General features: G+C 59.4%; 17 protein-coding genes. 15 read left to right on the forward strand and 2 right to left on the reverse strand.

Annotated elements, in window-relative coordinates; translation table 11 throughout:
* The first annotated feature begins 151 nt into the window (after positions 1 to 151).
* From AC0L2R_RS28160 to AC0L2R_RS28175, 4 genes are all read left to right on the forward strand, one after another.
* Positions 152 to 3937, forward strand: coding sequence for a PAS domain-containing protein (locus AC0L2R_RS28160; protein WP_473512796.1), 3786 nt, complete (start codon positions 152 to 154; stop codon positions 3935 to 3937).
* 388 nt (positions 3938 to 4325) lie between these two features.
* Positions 4326 to 4967: a response regulator transcription factor gene (locus AC0L2R_RS28165; RefSeq protein ID WP_473512797.1), complete on the forward strand. Its 642-nt coding sequence runs from the start codon at positions 4326 to 4328 to the stop codon at positions 4965 to 4967.
* Between the two features lie 2 nt (positions 4968 to 4969).
* On the forward strand, positions 4970 to 5353 hold the full coding sequence (locus tag AC0L2R_RS28170; protein ID WP_473512799.1) for a response regulator: 384 nt from the start codon (positions 4970 to 4972) through the stop codon (positions 5351 to 5353).
* Positions 5350 to 6078, forward strand: coding sequence for a response regulator transcription factor (locus tag AC0L2R_RS28175; RefSeq protein WP_473512832.1), 729 nt, complete (start codon positions 5350 to 5352; stop codon positions 6076 to 6078). The genes AC0L2R_RS28170 and AC0L2R_RS28175 overlap by 4 nt, the downstream gene beginning before the upstream one ends.
* A 237-nt stretch (positions 6079 to 6315) precedes the next feature.
* On the opposite strand, the gene AC0L2R_RS28180 is transcribed toward AC0L2R_RS28175, so the two are convergent.
* Positions 6316 to 7281 (reverse strand): alpha/beta fold hydrolase, encoded by a 966-nt coding sequence (locus tag AC0L2R_RS28180; protein ID WP_473512800.1) that lies wholly within the window; start codon positions 7279 to 7281, stop codon positions 6316 to 6318.
* 564 nt (positions 7282 to 7845) lie between these two features.
* Between AC0L2R_RS28180 and AC0L2R_RS28185 the strand changes: the two genes are divergently transcribed.
* The gene (locus tag AC0L2R_RS28185) at positions 7846 to 8823 is read left to right on the forward strand and encodes an alpha/beta fold hydrolase (protein ID WP_473512802.1); all 978 of its coding nucleotides are present in this window, start codon (positions 7846 to 7848) and stop codon (positions 8821 to 8823) included.
* Positions 8824 to 9001: 178 nt separating this feature from the next.
* Complete coding sequence (locus tag AC0L2R_RS28190; protein ID WP_473512803.1) at positions 9002 to 9751, forward strand: glucose 1-dehydrogenase; 750 nt, start codon at positions 9002 to 9004, stop codon at positions 9749 to 9751.
* A 192-nt stretch (positions 9752 to 9943) separates the two neighbouring features.
* Here the strand turns inward: AC0L2R_RS28190 and AC0L2R_RS28195 are convergent, their stop codons facing one another.
* Complete coding sequence (locus AC0L2R_RS28195; protein ID WP_473512804.1) at positions 9944 to 10171, reverse strand: DUF680 domain-containing protein; 228 nt, start codon at positions 10169 to 10171, stop codon at positions 9944 to 9946.
* A gap of 401 nt (positions 10172 to 10572) precedes the next feature.
* Between AC0L2R_RS28195 and AC0L2R_RS28200 the strand changes: the two genes are divergently transcribed.
* The 9 genes from AC0L2R_RS28200 to AC0L2R_RS28240 all read left to right on the forward strand — a co-directional run bounded on the left by AC0L2R_RS28200 (position 10573) and on the right by AC0L2R_RS28240 (position 16434).
* The gene (locus tag AC0L2R_RS28200; RefSeq protein ID WP_473512805.1) at positions 10573 to 11361 is read left to right on the forward strand and encodes an alpha/beta fold hydrolase; all 789 of its coding nucleotides are present in this window, start codon (positions 10573 to 10575) and stop codon (positions 11359 to 11361) included.
* A 64-nt stretch (positions 11362 to 11425) separates the two neighbouring features.
* On the forward strand, positions 11426 to 12184 hold the full coding sequence (locus tag AC0L2R_RS28205) for an SDR family oxidoreductase (protein WP_473512806.1): 759 nt from the start codon (positions 11426 to 11428) through the stop codon (positions 12182 to 12184).
* A 74-nt stretch (positions 12185 to 12258) separates the two neighbouring features.
* Positions 12259 to 12660 (forward strand): cupin domain-containing protein, encoded by a 402-nt coding sequence (locus tag AC0L2R_RS28210; RefSeq protein ID WP_473512808.1) that lies wholly within the window; start codon positions 12259 to 12261, stop codon positions 12658 to 12660.
* Between the two features lie 51 nt (positions 12661 to 12711).
* Entirely contained in the window at positions 12712 to 13359 is a 648-nt protein-coding gene (locus AC0L2R_RS28215; RefSeq protein WP_473512809.1) for an HD domain-containing protein, read from the forward strand.
* A 275-nt stretch (positions 13360 to 13634) separates the two neighbouring features.
* Positions 13635 to 14162 (forward strand): carboxymuconolactone decarboxylase family protein, encoded by a 528-nt coding sequence (locus AC0L2R_RS28220; protein ID WP_473512811.1) that lies wholly within the window; start codon positions 13635 to 13637, stop codon positions 14160 to 14162.
* A gap of 104 nt (positions 14163 to 14266) precedes the next feature.
* Positions 14267 to 14704: a CBS domain-containing protein gene (locus AC0L2R_RS28225; RefSeq protein WP_473512812.1), complete on the forward strand. Its 438-nt coding sequence runs from the start codon at positions 14267 to 14269 to the stop codon at positions 14702 to 14704.
* Between the two features lie 191 nt (positions 14705 to 14895).
* A complete protein-coding gene (locus AC0L2R_RS28230; RefSeq protein ID WP_473512813.1) occupies positions 14896 to 15630 on the forward strand; it encodes a sensor histidine kinase in 735 nt (244 codons plus the stop codon).
* 50 nt (positions 15631 to 15680) lie between these two features.
* Positions 15681 to 15962 (forward strand): GNAT family N-acetyltransferase, encoded by a 282-nt coding sequence (locus AC0L2R_RS28235; RefSeq protein ID WP_473512814.1) that lies wholly within the window; start codon positions 15681 to 15683, stop codon positions 15960 to 15962.
* A gap of 40 nt (positions 15963 to 16002) precedes the next feature.
* The gene (locus AC0L2R_RS28240; RefSeq protein WP_473512816.1) at positions 16003 to 16434 is read left to right on the forward strand and encodes a DUF1810 domain-containing protein; all 432 of its coding nucleotides are present in this window, start codon (positions 16003 to 16005) and stop codon (positions 16432 to 16434) included.
* Positions 16435 to 16461: the final 27 nt, after the last annotated feature.

Below are 16461 nucleotides of genomic sequence, written 5' to 3' on the forward strand. Positions count from 1 at the left end.
TCTCGCTGCGGCTCATGGATTTCCATGAGGTGCGGCTGGGGCGCGGCGCGCTTATGGTGAGGTGTTGGTTCATCAGCCCAGATTTCAGCTGCTGAGAGCAAGTGCTATACGGGGAGCCGACCAGGCCTTGTTTGTCCGTCAGGAGCAGCCGATGACGACAGCATCCACCTCGCTTAGCGATGCCGACACCGAAGCAACACGACCGCTTAAGCAAGGGGCGGACGAATCCGGACTTGCATCGCAGCGAAGCGGCCGACCTCTCGCGGCGCATGAACCGGATCCGTCTCCCGGCAATGTTGTCAGTGATCTCGAAGGAAGCCGTGCGTCAAGGGTTTGGGCGCACCGCCCTCAGTCCTTACATCTAGGGCTTTTTATTGCGGCCTATGTCCTGGGCTGCGGATTCGCCCAGTCGCTCGCAATCGTACCTGGTACGGGTATTTCCATTTGGCCTCCCAGCGGACTTTTCATCGCCACGCTTGTCCTTACGTCAAGGTATAGCTGGCCGTGGTGGATGTTGGGCGCGTGTCTGGCTGAACTGTTCAGCAATTTCTTGTGGTTCCACACCGCATTGCCTGCGGCCTTCTTGATCTACACCGGCAACGCTCTGGAAGCAGCGATCGGCGCATGGCTCGTGGACCGGGCTTGCAGGCGCCCGCTCGGGCTGGAAACCTTGCAAGAAGTTCTAGCATTCGTCGTCCTGGCAGCTGGAATTGCGCCGGTTGCAAGCGCGACCGTGGGAAGTGCGACACTTGCGTGGTTTGGCGTGCAGTCACAAACCTTCCTAGCGGCTTGGCCGCTGTGGTGGATTGGAGATGCGACCGGGGTCCTAATCGTGGCGCCGCTGGCACTGGTCGTGCTCCAGAACTGGCGCGGCAAGGCCCGGCTCTCGGCCGCGCGATGGATGGAAGCTTGCGTCCTGGGACTGGTCTTGCTTGGTGTTGCCGCACTTTCCTTTAGCGGCTACCTGCCCTTCGCGTACATCATCATGCCGCCTCTCCTTTGGGCTGCGGTACGCTTTGAGTTCAGAGGTGCCGCCGTCGCCTTGATCTTGCTTGCCCTGATCACGGCGGTATTCACGATATCCGGCGCCAGTCAATTTGCCGGCGATCCCGAGTTCCAGAAACACAACCAAATCATGCTGCAGCTTTTTCTGGCCACGTCGGCATTTTCGGCTTTGATCGTGGCCGCCATATCTCGCCAACATCAGCAGGCGGTGCTCACATTGAGCGAAAGCCTCGAAGCCTTGAGACGCAGCGAGTTGCAACTCCAGCAGATGATCGACGCCGTGCCGGTCCGCATCTGGAGCGCAACGTCCACGGGCGGGCCAGTCTACTTCAACAAGCGTTATCAGGATCATTTCCGCTCCGTCATCCCGAACTTCGAAGCTCTTGAGCAGCCACCCATCGAGGAATTGCTGCAAGAACTGGTTCATCCAGACGATGCTGCCGACGTGCAGCGTACGTTGCTGAGGTGTTTCGAAACTGGCGACGGCTCCGTAATGCGGTTCCGCTGGCGCGAGAACGATGGCTATCGCTGGGCTGAGTGCAGGGTGGAGCCTCGGCGTGATGATGACGGGACGGTCGTACAGTGGTACGGGGTGTCTCTCGACATCGACGATGAGGTTCGCGCGCAAGAAGCATCGCGCGCAAGCGAGCGACGCCTTCAGCAACTTATCGACACCGTGCCGGCTTTGATCTGGAGCACCACAGGTGAAGGGACACCATCCTACGTCAACAAGCGCTTCACGGACGTAACCGGGGCAACTCTGGGTGACATCACCGCTCCAGACGGCTCGCCTTCGCTGAGCGTGATCCATCCGGATGATCTCGACACGGCACGGCAAGCGATCCGCCATTCATTCGCGACGGGCGTGCCCTACGCGCAGAGATATCGCCAACGGCGGGCCGACGGCCGCTACCGCTGGACCGAGACCCGCGCGGAGCCGCTGCGCGGCGAAGATGGTGGCATCCTCCAATGGTACGGTGTGAGCGTCGACATCCATGACCTGGTGACCACGCAGGCTGCCTTGCACGATCGGGAGCAGGAGCTTTCACAACTCGTTAACCTGGTCCCGAGCTACCTATGGCGGCTGTCTCCGAACGGCGAGCCGACCTTCTTCAACAAGCGCCTGATAGACTTTCTCGGCCTGGGCATAGCAGATGCGGACATGCGGGACACCAGCCGCCTGGCGGCCTTCATAGAGACAGTTGTCCATCCCCACGATGCTGCCGGCCTGAGAGAAGCACTCAACCGCTCCTTCGCCACGGGTGAGCGGTTCCTGATGAAGTATCGCTTACGTCGTGCGGACGGCGTCCATCGCTGGATGGAGGGTCGCGCGGAGCCGCTGCGGGATCAGGCCGGACGCATCGTCCAATGGTACGGCCTCTCGCATGACATTGACGATCAGATGTTCACGGAGGAGGCCTTGCGGCGAAGCGAACTGCAGCTTCGGCAGCTCATTGACACCGTGCCTGTGCAGATCTGGTGCGTCTCGCCCGCGGGCGAGCCGGCCTACATCAACAAAACCATGATGGACTATATTGGTTTGAGGCTGGAAGATTTCGACGCTGAGGGAGGGTTGTCCAGCGCAATTCAGACCATCGTCCATCCCGAAGACAGGGCCGCTTTGCTGCAGGCCCTGACCCATTCCTTCAGCACGGGCGAACCATTCGAGTTGAAATTTCGAAACCGTCGAGGGGATGGTTCATACCGTTGGACGGAAGGGCGTGCGGATCCGCTCTGCGACGAGGGTGGTCGCATCATCCGCTGGTATGGCGCCAACGTTGACATCCACGATTTCGTGAGTTCTCAGGAAGACTTGCGCGAGAGAGAGCGAGCGCTCTGGCAGCTCGTTGAAACGTTGCCGGCATTGATCGATTGCGCTGCGCCGAATGGCGAGCCGATATATCGGAGCCAGCAGCTTCGCGAATTCCTCGGATACAACCTTGAAGAACTAGACGAAGCGGGAAAGTCCCGGCTGGCCGGGACGCTCGACGCCGGTGTCCATCCCGACGATCTGGCGGGCGTCAAGGAAAGATATGCCCATTCGTTGTCTACTGGCGAGCCGTATGCGCGAAGGCACCGTCTGAGGCGCTTCGATGGCGAATATCGCTGGGTCGAGACAAGAGCCGCGCCGATGCGCAACGCTGAAGGCGCCATCGTGCAGTGGAACGTCATCTGCCTTGACATCGAAAATGAGGTGCGGGCGCAAGAGGAGCTGCGTCTGGCGCAAGAGAGACTTGCGCGTGCGAGCCAGGCGGCAAGCCTCGCCGAACTCTCCGCATCCATCGCCCACGAGGTAAACCAACCGCTGGCCGCGATCGTCGCCAACTCCAATGCATGTCACCGTTGGCTGTCCGCCGAGCCGCCGAACCTCGACCGCGCCAAGATCACGGCCGAGCGCATCATCCGGGACGCCAACTCGGCGGCAGATGTGGTCGGCCGCATCCGTGCCCTGTTCAGGCCATCCCTTGAAATGAGAACCAGCACGCCCATGCCCAGTGTCATTGCCGAGGCCCGCGACCTCATGGCCGAGGAAGCCATGCGGCATCGCGTTCGAATGGACGTGGACATCGAACAAAACCTTCCGCTGGTTGCCTTCGATCGCATCCAGATCCAGCAGGTGCTGGTCAATCTCATGCGCAACGGCATCGAGGCGATGGACGCCATTGGCGGCGACAAGGTTCTTGGGACGCGTGTGCGCCGGACAGCGGACACAATCCAGATTGAGGTCAGCGATTGCGGTGCGGGGCTCGAACATCCCGACAAAATATTCGAGCCGTTCTTCACGACGAAAGGGCAAGGGATGGGCATGGGACTCGCGATCTCCCGCTCGATCGTCGAGTCTCACGGCGGACGCTTGTGGGCGGAGAGCCGCACGCCGCACGGGACAACGTTCATCTTCACGCTTCCGGTTGAGGCTAAAGCTGCACCATGACGCCGCAAAAGCGTCTTCGTCGCTGACGCCAGCGCATCGGGGAAGCGACCGCCGCTTTCAAGTCGTTGTTGCAAAGGCCGCTTCTCTACGCCTGTACGAAACGATCATTCGCGCAAGAGCTTGGTCAAACGGACTCCCCCAAAAGGACGCGGCCAATGACACATGGATTTCCATGAGATGCGGTCGGTGAGGGTCGGGACTAAGATGACAGCATGAATTCACCAGCCCAGATCCAGCAACTGAGGGCAAATGCCACGCGAAGACGCCAACAATCGGGTGGGCGTGTTTGTTCTTCAGCAGCGGCCGATGACGATGGCGCTGCTTCAGCAACAGCGATTCGTCCTTTCGGCCGCGGTATTCTCGCGCCCGCCGAAGCGAAAGCTGCGCTATGACGACAGGTGATCATATTGTCTTCATCGTGGATGACGACGATCGCATCCGGGAGGCGCTCAACGAGCTGCTGGCCTCACACGGCATACGCGCGATGGCGTTTGGATCGGCCGGCGACTATATCAGCGCTGACAAGCCGGACGTCCCTGCTTGCCTCATCCTCGATGTCGAGTTGCCAGACATCAACGGCCTCGATCTGCAGAGGCAGATCGCGCATGGCGATCATCCGCCGATCGTTTTCATAACAGGACATGGCGACATCCCATCGTCGGTGCGTGCGATCAAGCACGGTGCTGTGGACTTCCTGACCAAGCCTTTCAGCGACGAGGACCTGATGGCGGCAGTCGACGCTGCGATAGCCCAGGATCGGGAACAGCGATCGGAGCGCGCCGAACTGGGCGCGTTGAAGCAACGTTATCTTGAGCTGACGCCCCGCGAACGCGAGGTGCTGCCGCTTGTGGTGAGCGGGCTGCTCAACAAGCAGGCTGCCGCTCAACTAGGGATCAGCGAAGTCACCTTGGAAATTCACAGAAGGAACGTCATGCAGAAGATGGCAGCGGCGTCTCTTGCCGACCTCGTGCGCATTGCCGAGCGATTGGGAATACCGATCACGCACTCGCGCCGGGCAGGGGGGAACTGAGTGTGAGCAAGCGGAGGCTAGTCGTGGCGATTGTCGATGACGATCCAAGATTGCTCGAGTCGCTGGAGGATCTTTTGGAATCCGCGGGCTATGCTGCCCGCAGCTTCTCGTCGGCGGGATCACTGCTCGTCAGCGGGCTGTCGGACTTGGACGTGCTTATCACCGACATTGGTATGCCTGGCATGGACGGCTTTGAACTTCGTGACCTGATCAAGAAGGCGCGTCCGGAGCTGCCGGTATTTCTGATTACCGGCCGCCACGAGATTGCCGATCAGGTCCGAGCCCAGGGTGTTGGCCGATGCTTCCGCAAGCCCTTCGATGGCCAGGCGCTGCTTGCGGCGGTGGGCGACGCTTTACGCAACCAAGAAACCGAGGGAAGAACATGAGAGTTGACCAACCGCTCTTACGGAGATCGACGCCAGTGTCACAGCAGCGGAAAGCTGAGCCGCAGCAGCCGCTCGTCATCATTGTCGATGATGATGCGTCTGTTCGGGAGGCGCTGGCGGAGTTGATCCTGTCGATGGGCTTTGAGCCGGTCTGCTTTGGTTCGACCCGCGAATTGCTCGACGCTGACGTCTTGGACAGCCCCGGTTGTTTGATCCTCGACGTGCGCATGCCAGGAGCGAGCGGTCTCGATCTACAGTACCATCTTGCGAAAAACGGCAATCCCAAGCCCATCATTTTCCTGACCGGGCATGGCGACATCCCGATGACTGTGCAGGCGATGAAGGCTGGCGCTGTGGACTTTCTCACCAAGCCGGTGCGCGACCAAACGCTCCTTGACGCCGTGATCGCGGGCATCGCGGTGGATGCCAAGCGGCGGGCGGATGCGGTGGTCGTCAAGCGCAACATCGAGCGTGTCGAGACGCTGACCCCGCGCGAGCGTGAGGTTCTGCATGAAGTGGCGCGCGGGCGCCTCAACAAGCAGATCGCTTTCGATCTCGGCATCAGTGAAGTGACCGTCAAGCTTCACCGCGGCAATGTCATGCGCAAGATGGAAGCTGCTTCCATCGGTGAGCTGATCCGGGCCTGGGAATCGCTGCCCCCGTCGATGCGCGAGGCCGGCGCTGCAAGGACTCTCGAAGGGGTGAACCATGCCTCCGTCCGATAGGATCGCCCGGCGGCGGGCGCGTCTTCGTTAAGAGTAGCCCGCCCAGGAGATCCGGACTCAGACAAAACTTTACAAAGCTTAGAGCGATAACCGCCGCGTGTAACCGGTGTTGAGGCTGCGCTGCCAAGCTCTTCAGCGCATCGCCAGCTAACCGCGGCGCATTGGGAAACCTTTGGAGCGGCGTATCTCCATCACGGCGACTATCGCTAATGTTGTGGCTTCAGCCACCAGCGAAGCTTAGTATGCTGGTGGCAGGAACTCGAACAGGGCCTTGATGACGGCGGCTGGCTGCTCCTCCGGAACCCAGTGGCCTGAGCCTTCGACTACTATGGAGCGTACGTTTTCGGCGACATGGCGGAGATGGTCTTCGTACATCGATCCCAAGCCACCAGAGCCGCTTATACCGAGTACCGGCATGGTCAGCTTGTGTTTTGCAAAGGCTTTGTTCTGTTCTTCGTCACGGGGGAAAGCCCGGTAGTACTCGAAGCCTGCGCGCAATGCGCCAGGCTGGGCATAGGAACGGCCGTAGACTTCGTCGGCTTCGTTGTCGAACACGCGAGTATTCACCCCCTCTGCATTGTGAAACCACTTTAAATACTCAAGCTCGCGACCGGCGATGAGCATTTCCGGTACGTCGCGCACGGAATGGAAGCGAAAATGCCAAGTGCGAGGGCCTTGGATCAATTCGTTCCATGGTTCGATGCCTGGCAGTGGGACGTCAAGGATGGCTAGTGTGGTGACTTCCTCCGGGTGCTGCGCCGCATAGGAATAAACGACCATGCCACCCATATCGTGGCCGACAAGATTGACGACCGGACCAAGGTTCAACTGATTGACGAGTGCGTGAATATCCTCGGCAATCGACGCCTTTTCGTAGCCGGCCGCAGGCTTGGCGGTGTCCCCCAAACCGCGCAAATCGGGCGCAAGTACAGTGTAGCCGCGCGCCACCAGTTGTGGCATTACAAAGCGCCACATGTATGAGGTCGTGCCCCAACCGTGCAGCAACACAAGAGTTTTCGGGCCACCTACCGCCAGCAGATAGTGATAGACCACCCCATTAACTTCGGCCTTGCCGTCGACGATACGTGCCGACAGGTCGGTCGATTGTCCGAGCGGCACGCCTGGGTGCGGAGCGTTGGCAGCAGCCGATGGCCCGGCAGCAAGGGCCGCAATGAGAAAACCAGAAAAAAAGCTAAGTCGCATAAAAGCACTCCGGGATGTGAGGTCCAAGGGGCTCCAAGAGCGGCAAATGCCCCTTAATGTCTATAAAACGAAAGCTAGCGGATCTTTGCCCTGATGCTAAGACGCAGTATACGTAAGTATAGACGTCTCTTACCGGCGGTGGATTGATTCCTTAATATAAGGTCCACATTTGCGAATCTTGTCGCGCTCCGTTCGGACGGTGACTTGCTTGTGATCAACCGCTTTCTCGTTTGAGAAGCGATCCTCATGCGTATTGGTAGGTTCGGTTTGTAACGGCCGCCGCAAGCAGCGTCGCGCTACGACATTAACGTCATGGCAATTAGCCCCCTCGGCGACAGCCCCATTCCTCGGCGTACCTACCCTGCACCTTGGCATCATATGTCAGATGCTTGCGTAGAATAGGTTCGCGGATCGGATCGGCGCATCTTCTTCCATGCAAGCCATCACGATCATCGAGCATCGCCGCTCCTTCGCCCGCTCCTCCCCCGAAAGCGACCGTGCAGGTCGATCAGGTGATCGTGATGGTGAGCCGCCCCTAGAAGCCGCGCACCAAGGATGGACACGATGAGTATGGATGGACTTTTCACCCTCGGCGCATCCCGCCGTGACGTCTTGTTGGCCGGCCTTTCAGCGGCGGTCATAGCTGGGCTGCCAGTCGCTTCGTCATCTGGCGCCCGGCAAAGCCCACGTGTTCCCACCCCTCAATCAGGAATCAAGACCATGAGCACCATCACGACCAAGGACGGCACCGAAATCTACTACAAGGACTGGGGCAAGGGCCCGGCTATAACCTTCTCGCACGGTTGGCCGCTGAATTCCGACGCCTGGGACAGCCAGATGCTTTTTCTTGCCCACAACGGCTTTCGCGTGGTTGCGCATGACCGGCGCGGCCATGGCCGCTCCAGTCAGGCGACGTCCGGCAACGACATGAATGGCTATGCGGACGATCTCGCAGCGGTGATCGATGCCCTTGATCTGCGGGACGTCACGCTGGTTGGACATTCCACCGGAGGAGGCGAGGTCGCTCGCTATATCGGCCGGCACGGAACGAAGCGGGTGGCTAAGGCTGTCCTTATCGCCGCGGTTCCGCCGATCATGGTGAAGACCCCGGCCAATCCGGAAGGTCTCCCGATCGAAGTATTCGACGGCATAAGGGCTGGCCTCCTCAAGGATCGCTCGCAGCACTACCTGGATCTCGCACCGTCGTTTTATGGGGCAAACAGGCCAGGCGCCACGGTCTCCCAGGGGATTCTGGATCAGTTCTGGCTCTGGAGCATGCAGGTCGGTCTCGTGAATGCCTACGAAAGCGTCAAGGCGTTCTCTGAGACCAATTTCACCGAGGACCTCAAGAAATTCGACATACCGACGCTGATCCTGCATGGCGAGGACGACCAGATCGTCCCGGTCAGGGATTCGTCAGTCAAGTCGGCGCGGCTGATCAAGGGTGCAAAGGCCATATATTACCCCGGGGCGCCCCACGGGATCACGTCCACGCACCAGGACCAGGTCAACGCCGATCTGCTCGCCTTCATCAAAGGCTAGTGCTCTCAAGCAGCGATCATGGCTGGCCGCACCATCCCGGTGCGGCCAGCTTGGTTCTGAAAACTCAATATCGATAGCTGCTGGCGGGTGCATTCTGGTCTGAGCTGTCCGAGTTCACGCTGAGAACTTCGGTTGGCAGTTGCAGCGGCATTCGTGAATATCATCAGAGGCAATGCAAATGGGTACACTTTCAGGAAAGACCGCTTTGATCACGGGCGGGAACAGTGGGATCGGGCTATCCGCCGCGAGAGCTTTCGCGGCGGAGGGGGCGCAAGTCGTGATTACCGGCCGGAGGCAGCGTGCCGTCGAGGAGGCAGTCTCCGAGATCGGAGCTGGCGCACTGGGCATTCAGGGTGATGTAGCCGACGTGGCGCACCACGAGGATGTTGCGCGACAGATCCATCAAAGGTTCGGGGCGTTCGACATCTATATGGCGAACGCCGGCGTGAACACCATCACGCATTCGGCGGCAGTTTCCGAAGGCGAGTACGATGCGCAGTTCTCCATTAATGCGCGAGGCGTCTTCTTTGGTGTGCAGAAATTGATCCCGCTGATGCGCGATGGCGGCGCAGTCATACTGACCGGGTCAATAGCCAGCGAGAAAGTCTTGGAGGGCCATGCCGTTTATGCAGGCTCCAAGGCAGCAATCGGCGCCTTTGCGCGCAGTTGGGCGATAGAACTGAAATCGCGTCGCATACGCGTCAACGTGCTCAGCCCGGGCCCGGTCGATACGGCTATTCTCGACAAATTGGGCATAGCGGCCGAAATGCGTGGATCCTTCGAGAAGACCATGGCGGAAGCAATTCCCCTTGGTCGAATGGGCCAGCCGGAAGAACTGGCAAAAGCCGCTCTGTTCTTGGCATCGGACGCAAGCAGTTTTGTCACCGGTGTCAATCTGCGGGTCGACGGCGGAATGGCATTGCTCTGAGCGGGGGTAGCCAAATAGCTGCAGCGGTCTGATTATGGAGCGTCGACCGCCATCCCAAAGGGCGTTTTACAAATTCCCCGGCTTTCAGATCGCTGTGGTAGGCGGCTCGACGCGACGTTCAAGGTCAGTTGCAAAGCGTGAAGGGGACCGAGGCGGCGCCCCGGTCCTTCCAGGTTCTACAATTTTCGGGTGCTAGTGACCCCAGATGCCCTGGCCCGGTTCCTTGCTGGGAGCAATCGGTTTGCGCACGGTTTTCGGCACGCCGGCATCGTTGCCCGTCTTCCTGATCGAGGAGGTGTGCGTGCTTTCGGAAGAAGTGGCGGGTTGCTGGACCCAGTTCGATCCATAGTGATCGCTTCCGGCGAAAGCGCTTCCTGCTGCAACAAGAAGGGTTATGGCAGCAAGAGATGTCTTTTTCATTTCCGGTAACTCCATCATTATTTTGGATTGTATTCACCCATCAAAATATAAATGCTACGCCACTGCGAATCGATCAGACGATGTGGCTGTTTGATCCATACGAAAGCATGGGGCTGGGAAGGCCTAAGGGCAGGGGCAATGTCGTTCACGGTGGGAGTCTAGGCACTACGCCGAGGGCGGCAGTGGTGTTTGGAGGCAGCGGCTCCATGACTTCTATCGGTCACGAACTGCAGCGTTGCCGCGATCCGCGCCCGGCATACCCAGGTCACCTCATCGCAGCGATGACCCACCCTGCACCTTGGCATCGTATGACTGACCATTCCGCATAATAGGTCGGCGCCACGGATCGGCGCATCCTTCTCCACCTTGGTCAAATGCAAGGCCGACAAAGGAGAAAGCAAATGCGAAATGTCACTGGAATCCTGGCGCTGACCGCCGCGCTTGCGGTCTTGGGCGGCGCGACGGCGCAGGCCACTGAAGCGAAGAACAAGCCAACGATCGTGCTGGTGCACGGGGCCTTCGCCGAGTCGTCGAGTTGGGACGCGGTCATAAGCAAACTCGGCAGGGACGGCTATGTAGCGAAGGCGGCAGCCAACCCTCTCCGCAGCGTCGCCAGCGATGCCGCGGCAGTCTCGGCCATCATCCGGTCGGTTCCCGGACCGATCGTGCTGGTGGGGCATTCCTACGGCGGACCCGTGATCACCGAAGCCGCCAACGGCAATCCCAATGTGAAGGCCTTGGTATACGTGGCCGGATTCGCGCCGGATACCGGCGAATCGAGCGTCGCGTTGTCCAGCATGTTTCCCGGCAGCACTTTGGCAAGCGCGCTTGCTCCAGTCGCGTCGCCGGACGGCGGACAGGAACTCTTCATCCAGCCGGATAAATTCCGCGCCCAGTTCGCGGCCGACGTTCCCGAAGAGCAGTCGTCGCTGATGGCGGCCACCCAACGCCCGATCGCGCAGGCAGCTCTAGCCGAGGCCTCGGGCGTCGCTTCATGGAAAACGCTGCCGTCCTACATGATCTACGGCACCGATGACCGAAATATCCCGGCAGCCGTCATGAGCTTCATGGCCAAGCGCGCGAACGCCGTGAAGACGGTCGTCATCGAGGGTGCTTCCCACGCGCTCATGGTCTCCCATCCCGACGAGGTCACCTCACTTATCGAGGACGCCGCATCGGCCAGCGAATAGCTGGCCGGAAAGCCGACATCCGACCAACACCCGCAAATCAACACCCTCAACAAGGAGATTGGAAATGAAGATCGTCGTCATCGGCGGAACCGGGCTGATCGGTTCAAAGACTGTGGAAAGACTGCGCAAGAACGGACACGACGTGCTTGCGGCCTCACCGAATTCGGGAGTGAACACCGTCACCGGAGAAGGGCTGGCCGTCGCACTTGCCGGGGCGCAGGTCGTCGTCGATCTCGCGAACTCGCCGTCGTTCGAGGAAAAGCCCGCCTTGGAGTTCTTCGCAGCCTCCGGACGCAATCTTCTTGCAGCCGAAGCCGCCGCCGGCGTCCGTCATCACGTCGCCCTGTCCGTCGTCGGCACCGACCGGTTGCAAAGCATGGGGTATTTCCGCGGCAAGTTGCTTCAGGAAAACCTGATCATGGAGTCCGGAATCCCATATACTATCGTGCACGCCACACAATTCTTCGAATTCACCGCTGCCATCGCAAACACCGGCGCCGTGGGGGATACCATCCATATGTCGCCGGCGTACTTCCAACCCATGGCGGCCGACGATGTTGCCGATGCAATGGCGGATGTCGCGCTTGCCACTCCGTTGAACGGCACGACAGAAATTGCCGGCCCGGAGCGCGTTCGCATGAACGAACTCGTCGGTCGCTTTCTGAAGGCCACCAACGATCCCCGCAAGGTCGTGGCGGATCCTAGTGCTCTCTACTACGGCCAAGTGGCAATCGACGATCGAACGCTTGTTCCTGGTGAGAACGCGCGCATCGGCGCCGTGCATTTCGACGACTGGCTCGGCCAGTACACAACGCCGAAGTGATCAAACAAGCAGACGCCGATTGTCATCCATCAGATCGCCACTCTTAAACCGCTCATATTCCAAGGAGACCAGACATGATCAAGATCCTTCTCTGCGCAGCGCTCACCGCCGCGCCCCTCACCGCGGCAATGGCCAATGACGTGGACAGCGTGAAGCTTGTCTACGACCAGGCTCTTCCAAACGTGCCCGGCAAGAGCATGAAAGCCGTGCTCGTCGAGTATGCGCCAGGGGGTACTTCGCCGGCGCATACCCATCCCAAATCCGCGTTCATCTATGCCACGGTCCTCGAAGGAGCGATCCGAAGCCAGGTCAACGATGGGCCGGTGAAGACCTATCGTGCCGGCGAGAGCTTCTCGGAATTCCCGGGCGACCGTCATGCCGTCAGCGAAAACGCCAGCAAGACCGAAGGCGCTCGTCTGCTTGCTATTTTCGTCGTCGATACCAGCGAGACGGAACTGACGACGAACGCGAAATGAAATCGTGGCCCCCCGGACCATCGGGGCGTATGCGAAGGGACTGTCAGTGACATGAATTCGATCGCCATCCGCACACTTGCGGGGATTTCGGTCCCCGACACTCCGCTTGTTGGCCGAGCGATCGAACATGCCCGCCAGCGATGTGAGCCCTACTTGTTCAACCACGTGGTCCGATCCTGGCTTTTCGCGGCCCGGATCGGACAGATTCAGAACATCCAGCACGACGGGGAGGTCGTTGCCGTTGCAACCCTGTTGCATGACGTCACGCTAAATGCGGACTTCGCCGGGCCGCGCCGTTTCGAAGTGGAAGGCGCCGATCTCGCCCGCACCTTCGTTCGGGAAGGCGGCTTCGACGAGCGGCGCGCCCAATTGATCTGGGACAGCGTCGCCCTCAACTCGACGCCGTCGATCGGCCTCTACAAGGAGGCCGAGGTGGCGCTTTGCACAGCCGGCATCTGCCTCGATGTCGTCGGCTTGCAATATAGCCTCATTTCTTCCATCGAGGTTGCAAACATCGTCGGCGAATTTCCACGCCTCCAAATGAAGCGACGGATGACCCGATGCTTTTGCCATATCGCCCAGGTCAGGCCGGAAACGACATACGACAACTTTGCTCGCGATTTCGGCGAGCGGTTTGTCTCCGGCTACAAGGCGCCTTCGGCAGTTGACTTCGTAATGGACGCGCCATTCGAAGAGTGAACGCAGTTCGGCTTTCGCTTTCGACACCCTCGCGGCCTCGAGCATTTCATTGACCTACAATGCTATCGCAATTGCCGCGTGCCACGGCCGCGGCGAAGGCCGGCGCCCGGGCTCAGGTGGCTCGTCTAACCAATGCCCGTCGCTTCCTATACTTCGGTTTAGTCATTCCAGACCATCGAATGGCAATACATATCGTCGGCACAATAGCGACAGTTCCGCTCTCCGGCCATCCTTGACGTGCAATGGATTTGTAAAACACACCAAGGAGATACGTAATGAATATTGCAGCCTCAAAAGTCGCAAGCGCACCGGAACTGAAGGCGGTCGCCAAGCGCGTGAATTACGCAGAACAATCGCCAGAACTCCTCAAGAAATTCATGGAATTTCTTGCCGCGACGCGAGAGGGTTCGATCGAAGGGCGTATCCGCGACCTTGTTGCAGTTCGAGCCGCGCAAATGAACGGGTGCACCTTCTGCTTGGATATGCACGTCAAGCAGGCCAAAATTCATGGCGAACGCGAACTGCGCCTGTACCACCTTGCGGCCTGGCGAGATTCGATATTGTTCGTTCCTCGTGAGCGTGCGGCCCTGGCATGGACGGAAATTCTGACCAAGCTTCCCGAGCAGGGTATCGCCGACGAGATTTACGATCGGGTCAGGACAGAGCTGTCCGAGAAGGAAATTTCCGACCTGACCTTCGTGATCATGGCGGTCAATTCTTGGAATCGTGTGAATATCGGGTTCAGAACTATCCCGGGCTCGGGCGATGTCCAGTTCGGCCTGGCAAAAGCAGACCTCAGCTAATCTGGTTGGAACGGGTCAGAGTGGCGCGCCACACTGACCGACTGGCTAAGGCGCCTAATTCGGCGACCGCCGTTCGGCCGCGGCCGCATTCCCAGGAGAGCATCATGCGAATTGACAGTCTACATCCAGTTACATCGGCGCGCCTTGCGGCGATCGAGGTCGACACTCCGCTGCGGACAGCTGCGCTATGGCTGTCCAAGCCTGCGATAGGCCTGGTTGTCGTGTGCCATGGCAGTGGAGAGGCGGCAGGCGTGCTGAGCAAGTCCGACCTTGTCCGGCATCTGGCGAATTCGGAGCCGGCAGAAGCGCCTGTATCGACACTGATGAGCCGGTCCATCGTGTCCTGTGGGCCCGATGACGACCTGCATTCGGTCTGGCAGACTATGACAACACAACGCCTCCAGAACGTGCCGGTGCTCGGCGCCGGCTCGAAACCGATAGGCATCCTTGATATCCGCGACGCGATGAAGGCGCTCTTCGAACAGGAAGAGCTCCAGGAGCGGCTACTCGCCAACTATATCGGGGGAATCGGCTACCAATAGAGGAGAACCTCGCGGCGATGTGATTAACGCGAAAGAGGGGGAGATCCGCAGATGTTTCTTCCAGCACTAGTCATTGTTCAGATCGCAGGACATATACTGCAGTATGGTTCCGCTTCTTACTCGATCTAATCGACCGCACATGTACCATTTTCAAGCAACTGAATGTCGCCTGAGCAAACATGGGGAATATAATGTCTCGTCCAGAAGTGAAAGTGGGTGTCTTCGATAGCTCGCTCGAGAACCCCCGAGTTGGCCCGCCCGTACAGATATCGACCGCCGGCATCGTTCACGACCTGGGCAATCTCATTCAGGTCGCCTCCTCGGCGTTGAACCACCTTGCCCGCGACCCGAGCGTCTCGGCGGCTCCAGCGCTTAGGCTTGCAGTTTCCGGCGCCCAAACGGCCTTGGAGCGAGCTGGCGCCCTTGTCCGCCAGACTATCAGTTCCGCCCGAGAGAGCCGCACAGAAATCGAATATGCGGACGTGAGCGCCTGCCTGGCTGAAATCGAGACCCTTATCCGAAGCGCGCGGGATCCCAACCTTCGTCTCGAGGTTCGAGCTAGGCCGGACTTGCCTACGGTAAGGTGCAATCGCCTTGATTTGCAGAACGCGATTCTGAACCTGGTATTCAACGCGCGCGATGCATCACCCGACGGCGGCTTTATATCGATAGATGCCGCGGTGGTTTTTGACGGCTCGTCAGCCACGCAAGTAGATATCACCACCGCCGACAACGGTATTGGAATGACCGCCGAGACGGTTGCCTTAGCATTCGATCCCTTCTTTACCACAAAAAGCGAGGGACTCGGCGGCGTCGGCCTGCCGATGGTGAAGCGCTTTGCCGAAGAGTCAGGCGGAAGCATCGATATTCAAAGCGCGCCCGGGGCAGGCACAACTGTCACGCTACGTTTGCCCGTGATGCGATAGCGATCGGGCAAGCCAATCCAGCATCACGCAACGCACATTGAGAGATCGAGATGGACGCAAAGGTCACGGAAAACATTCAGCAGCATCGGTTCGAGCTGCCGATCACCGGTCAAACGTTTGCCGCGGCCTATTATCGGCTTGAGGACGGCAAGATTGCGCTGATACATACCGAAGTGCCGCCGGAATTTTCCGGACAGGGGATCGCGTCGCGGCTGGCGCAAGGCACGTTTGAGTTGCTCCGCAAGACCGGCCGTAAAGCGGTCTTGAAATGCCCCTTCATGAGCCGCTTTTTCGCCAAGCATCCGGAATATGCCGACGTCGTTGCAGGGTGATCACACGAATACAGCTGTTTGCAAAAAGGGTCTGAGTCGAATGGACGACCAATATGATTTGCAGAGGTTCGTCAGCGCCCAGGATCCGGTCTACGGCGACGCACTGACTATTCTGCGTCGAGGCATGATGTGTACTCCCTACATGGAGTTCATCTTCCCGAGATTGGCTACCGGACGAAGCGACACCGCCCCTGAGCCGTACGCTATCGTATCGCTCGACGAAGGAAGCGCCTATCTCTCATCTCCGATACTGGGAGGCCGTTACCGCGAATGCGTTGGCACCCTGCAACGGCTGTCCGACTTAAGCGCTCGCGCTGTCTTCGGTGATGAGGATGCGAAGAAATTGCACGCGTCCCTGACGCTGTTTTCCGAAGCAAGTAACGACGAGTTCCTGCTCGAGACTATCTTCGACGTCTGGTTCGACGGTTTGCTCGACGAGGACACGATGCGCAAACTCTACTCGATGTCATAACGCCACCGGTGAGCGGCGGATGTGGCC

This window comes from Mesorhizobium sp. WSM4820 (genome assembly GCF_055811075.1).

Coding starts and splice junctions, on each gene's coding strand:
- AC0L2R_RS28185 (WP_473512802.1), top strand. CDS start 7,846: ATGAGTATGGATGGACTTTTCACCCTCGGCGCATCCCGCCGTGACGTC.
- AC0L2R_RS28160 (WP_473512796.1), top strand. CDS start 152: ATGACGACAGCATCCACCTCGCTTAGCGATGCCGACACCGAAGCAACA.
- AC0L2R_RS28175 (WP_473512832.1), top strand. CDS start 5,350: ATGAGAGTTGACCAACCGCTCTTACGGAGATCGACGCCAGTGTCACAG.
- AC0L2R_RS28240 (WP_473512816.1), top strand. CDS start 16,003: ATGGACGACCAATATGATTTGCAGAGGTTCGTCAGCGCCCAGGATCCG.
- AC0L2R_RS28195 (WP_473512804.1), bottom strand. CDS start 10,171: ATGAAAAAGACATCTCTTGCTGCCATAACCCTTCTTGTTGCAGCAGGA.
- AC0L2R_RS28205 (WP_473512806.1), top strand. CDS start 11,426: ATGAAGATCGTCGTCATCGGCGGAACCGGGCTGATCGGTTCAAAGACT.
- AC0L2R_RS28190 (WP_473512803.1), top strand. CDS start 9,002: ATGGGTACACTTTCAGGAAAGACCGCTTTGATCACGGGCGGGAACAGT.
- AC0L2R_RS28215 (WP_473512809.1), top strand. CDS start 12,712: ATGAATTCGATCGCCATCCGCACACTTGCGGGGATTTCGGTCCCCGAC.
- AC0L2R_RS28220 (WP_473512811.1), top strand. CDS start 13,635: ATGAATATTGCAGCCTCAAAAGTCGCAAGCGCACCGGAACTGAAGGCG.
- AC0L2R_RS28210 (WP_473512808.1), top strand. CDS start 12,259: ATGATCAAGATCCTTCTCTGCGCAGCGCTCACCGCCGCGCCCCTCACC.
- AC0L2R_RS28180 (WP_473512800.1), bottom strand. CDS start 7,281: ATGCGACTTAGCTTTTTTTCTGGTTTTCTCATTGCGGCCCTTGCTGCC.
- AC0L2R_RS28200 (WP_473512805.1), top strand. CDS start 10,573: ATGCGAAATGTCACTGGAATCCTGGCGCTGACCGCCGCGCTTGCGGTC.
- AC0L2R_RS28230 (WP_473512813.1), top strand. CDS start 14,896: ATGTCTCGTCCAGAAGTGAAAGTGGGTGTCTTCGATAGCTCGCTCGAG.
- AC0L2R_RS28235 (WP_473512814.1), top strand. CDS start 15,681: ATGGACGCAAAGGTCACGGAAAACATTCAGCAGCATCGGTTCGAGCTG.
- AC0L2R_RS28165 (WP_473512797.1), top strand. CDS start 4,326: ATGACGACAGGTGATCATATTGTCTTCATCGTGGATGACGACGATCGC.
- AC0L2R_RS28225 (WP_473512812.1), top strand. CDS start 14,267: ATGCGAATTGACAGTCTACATCCAGTTACATCGGCGCGCCTTGCGGCG.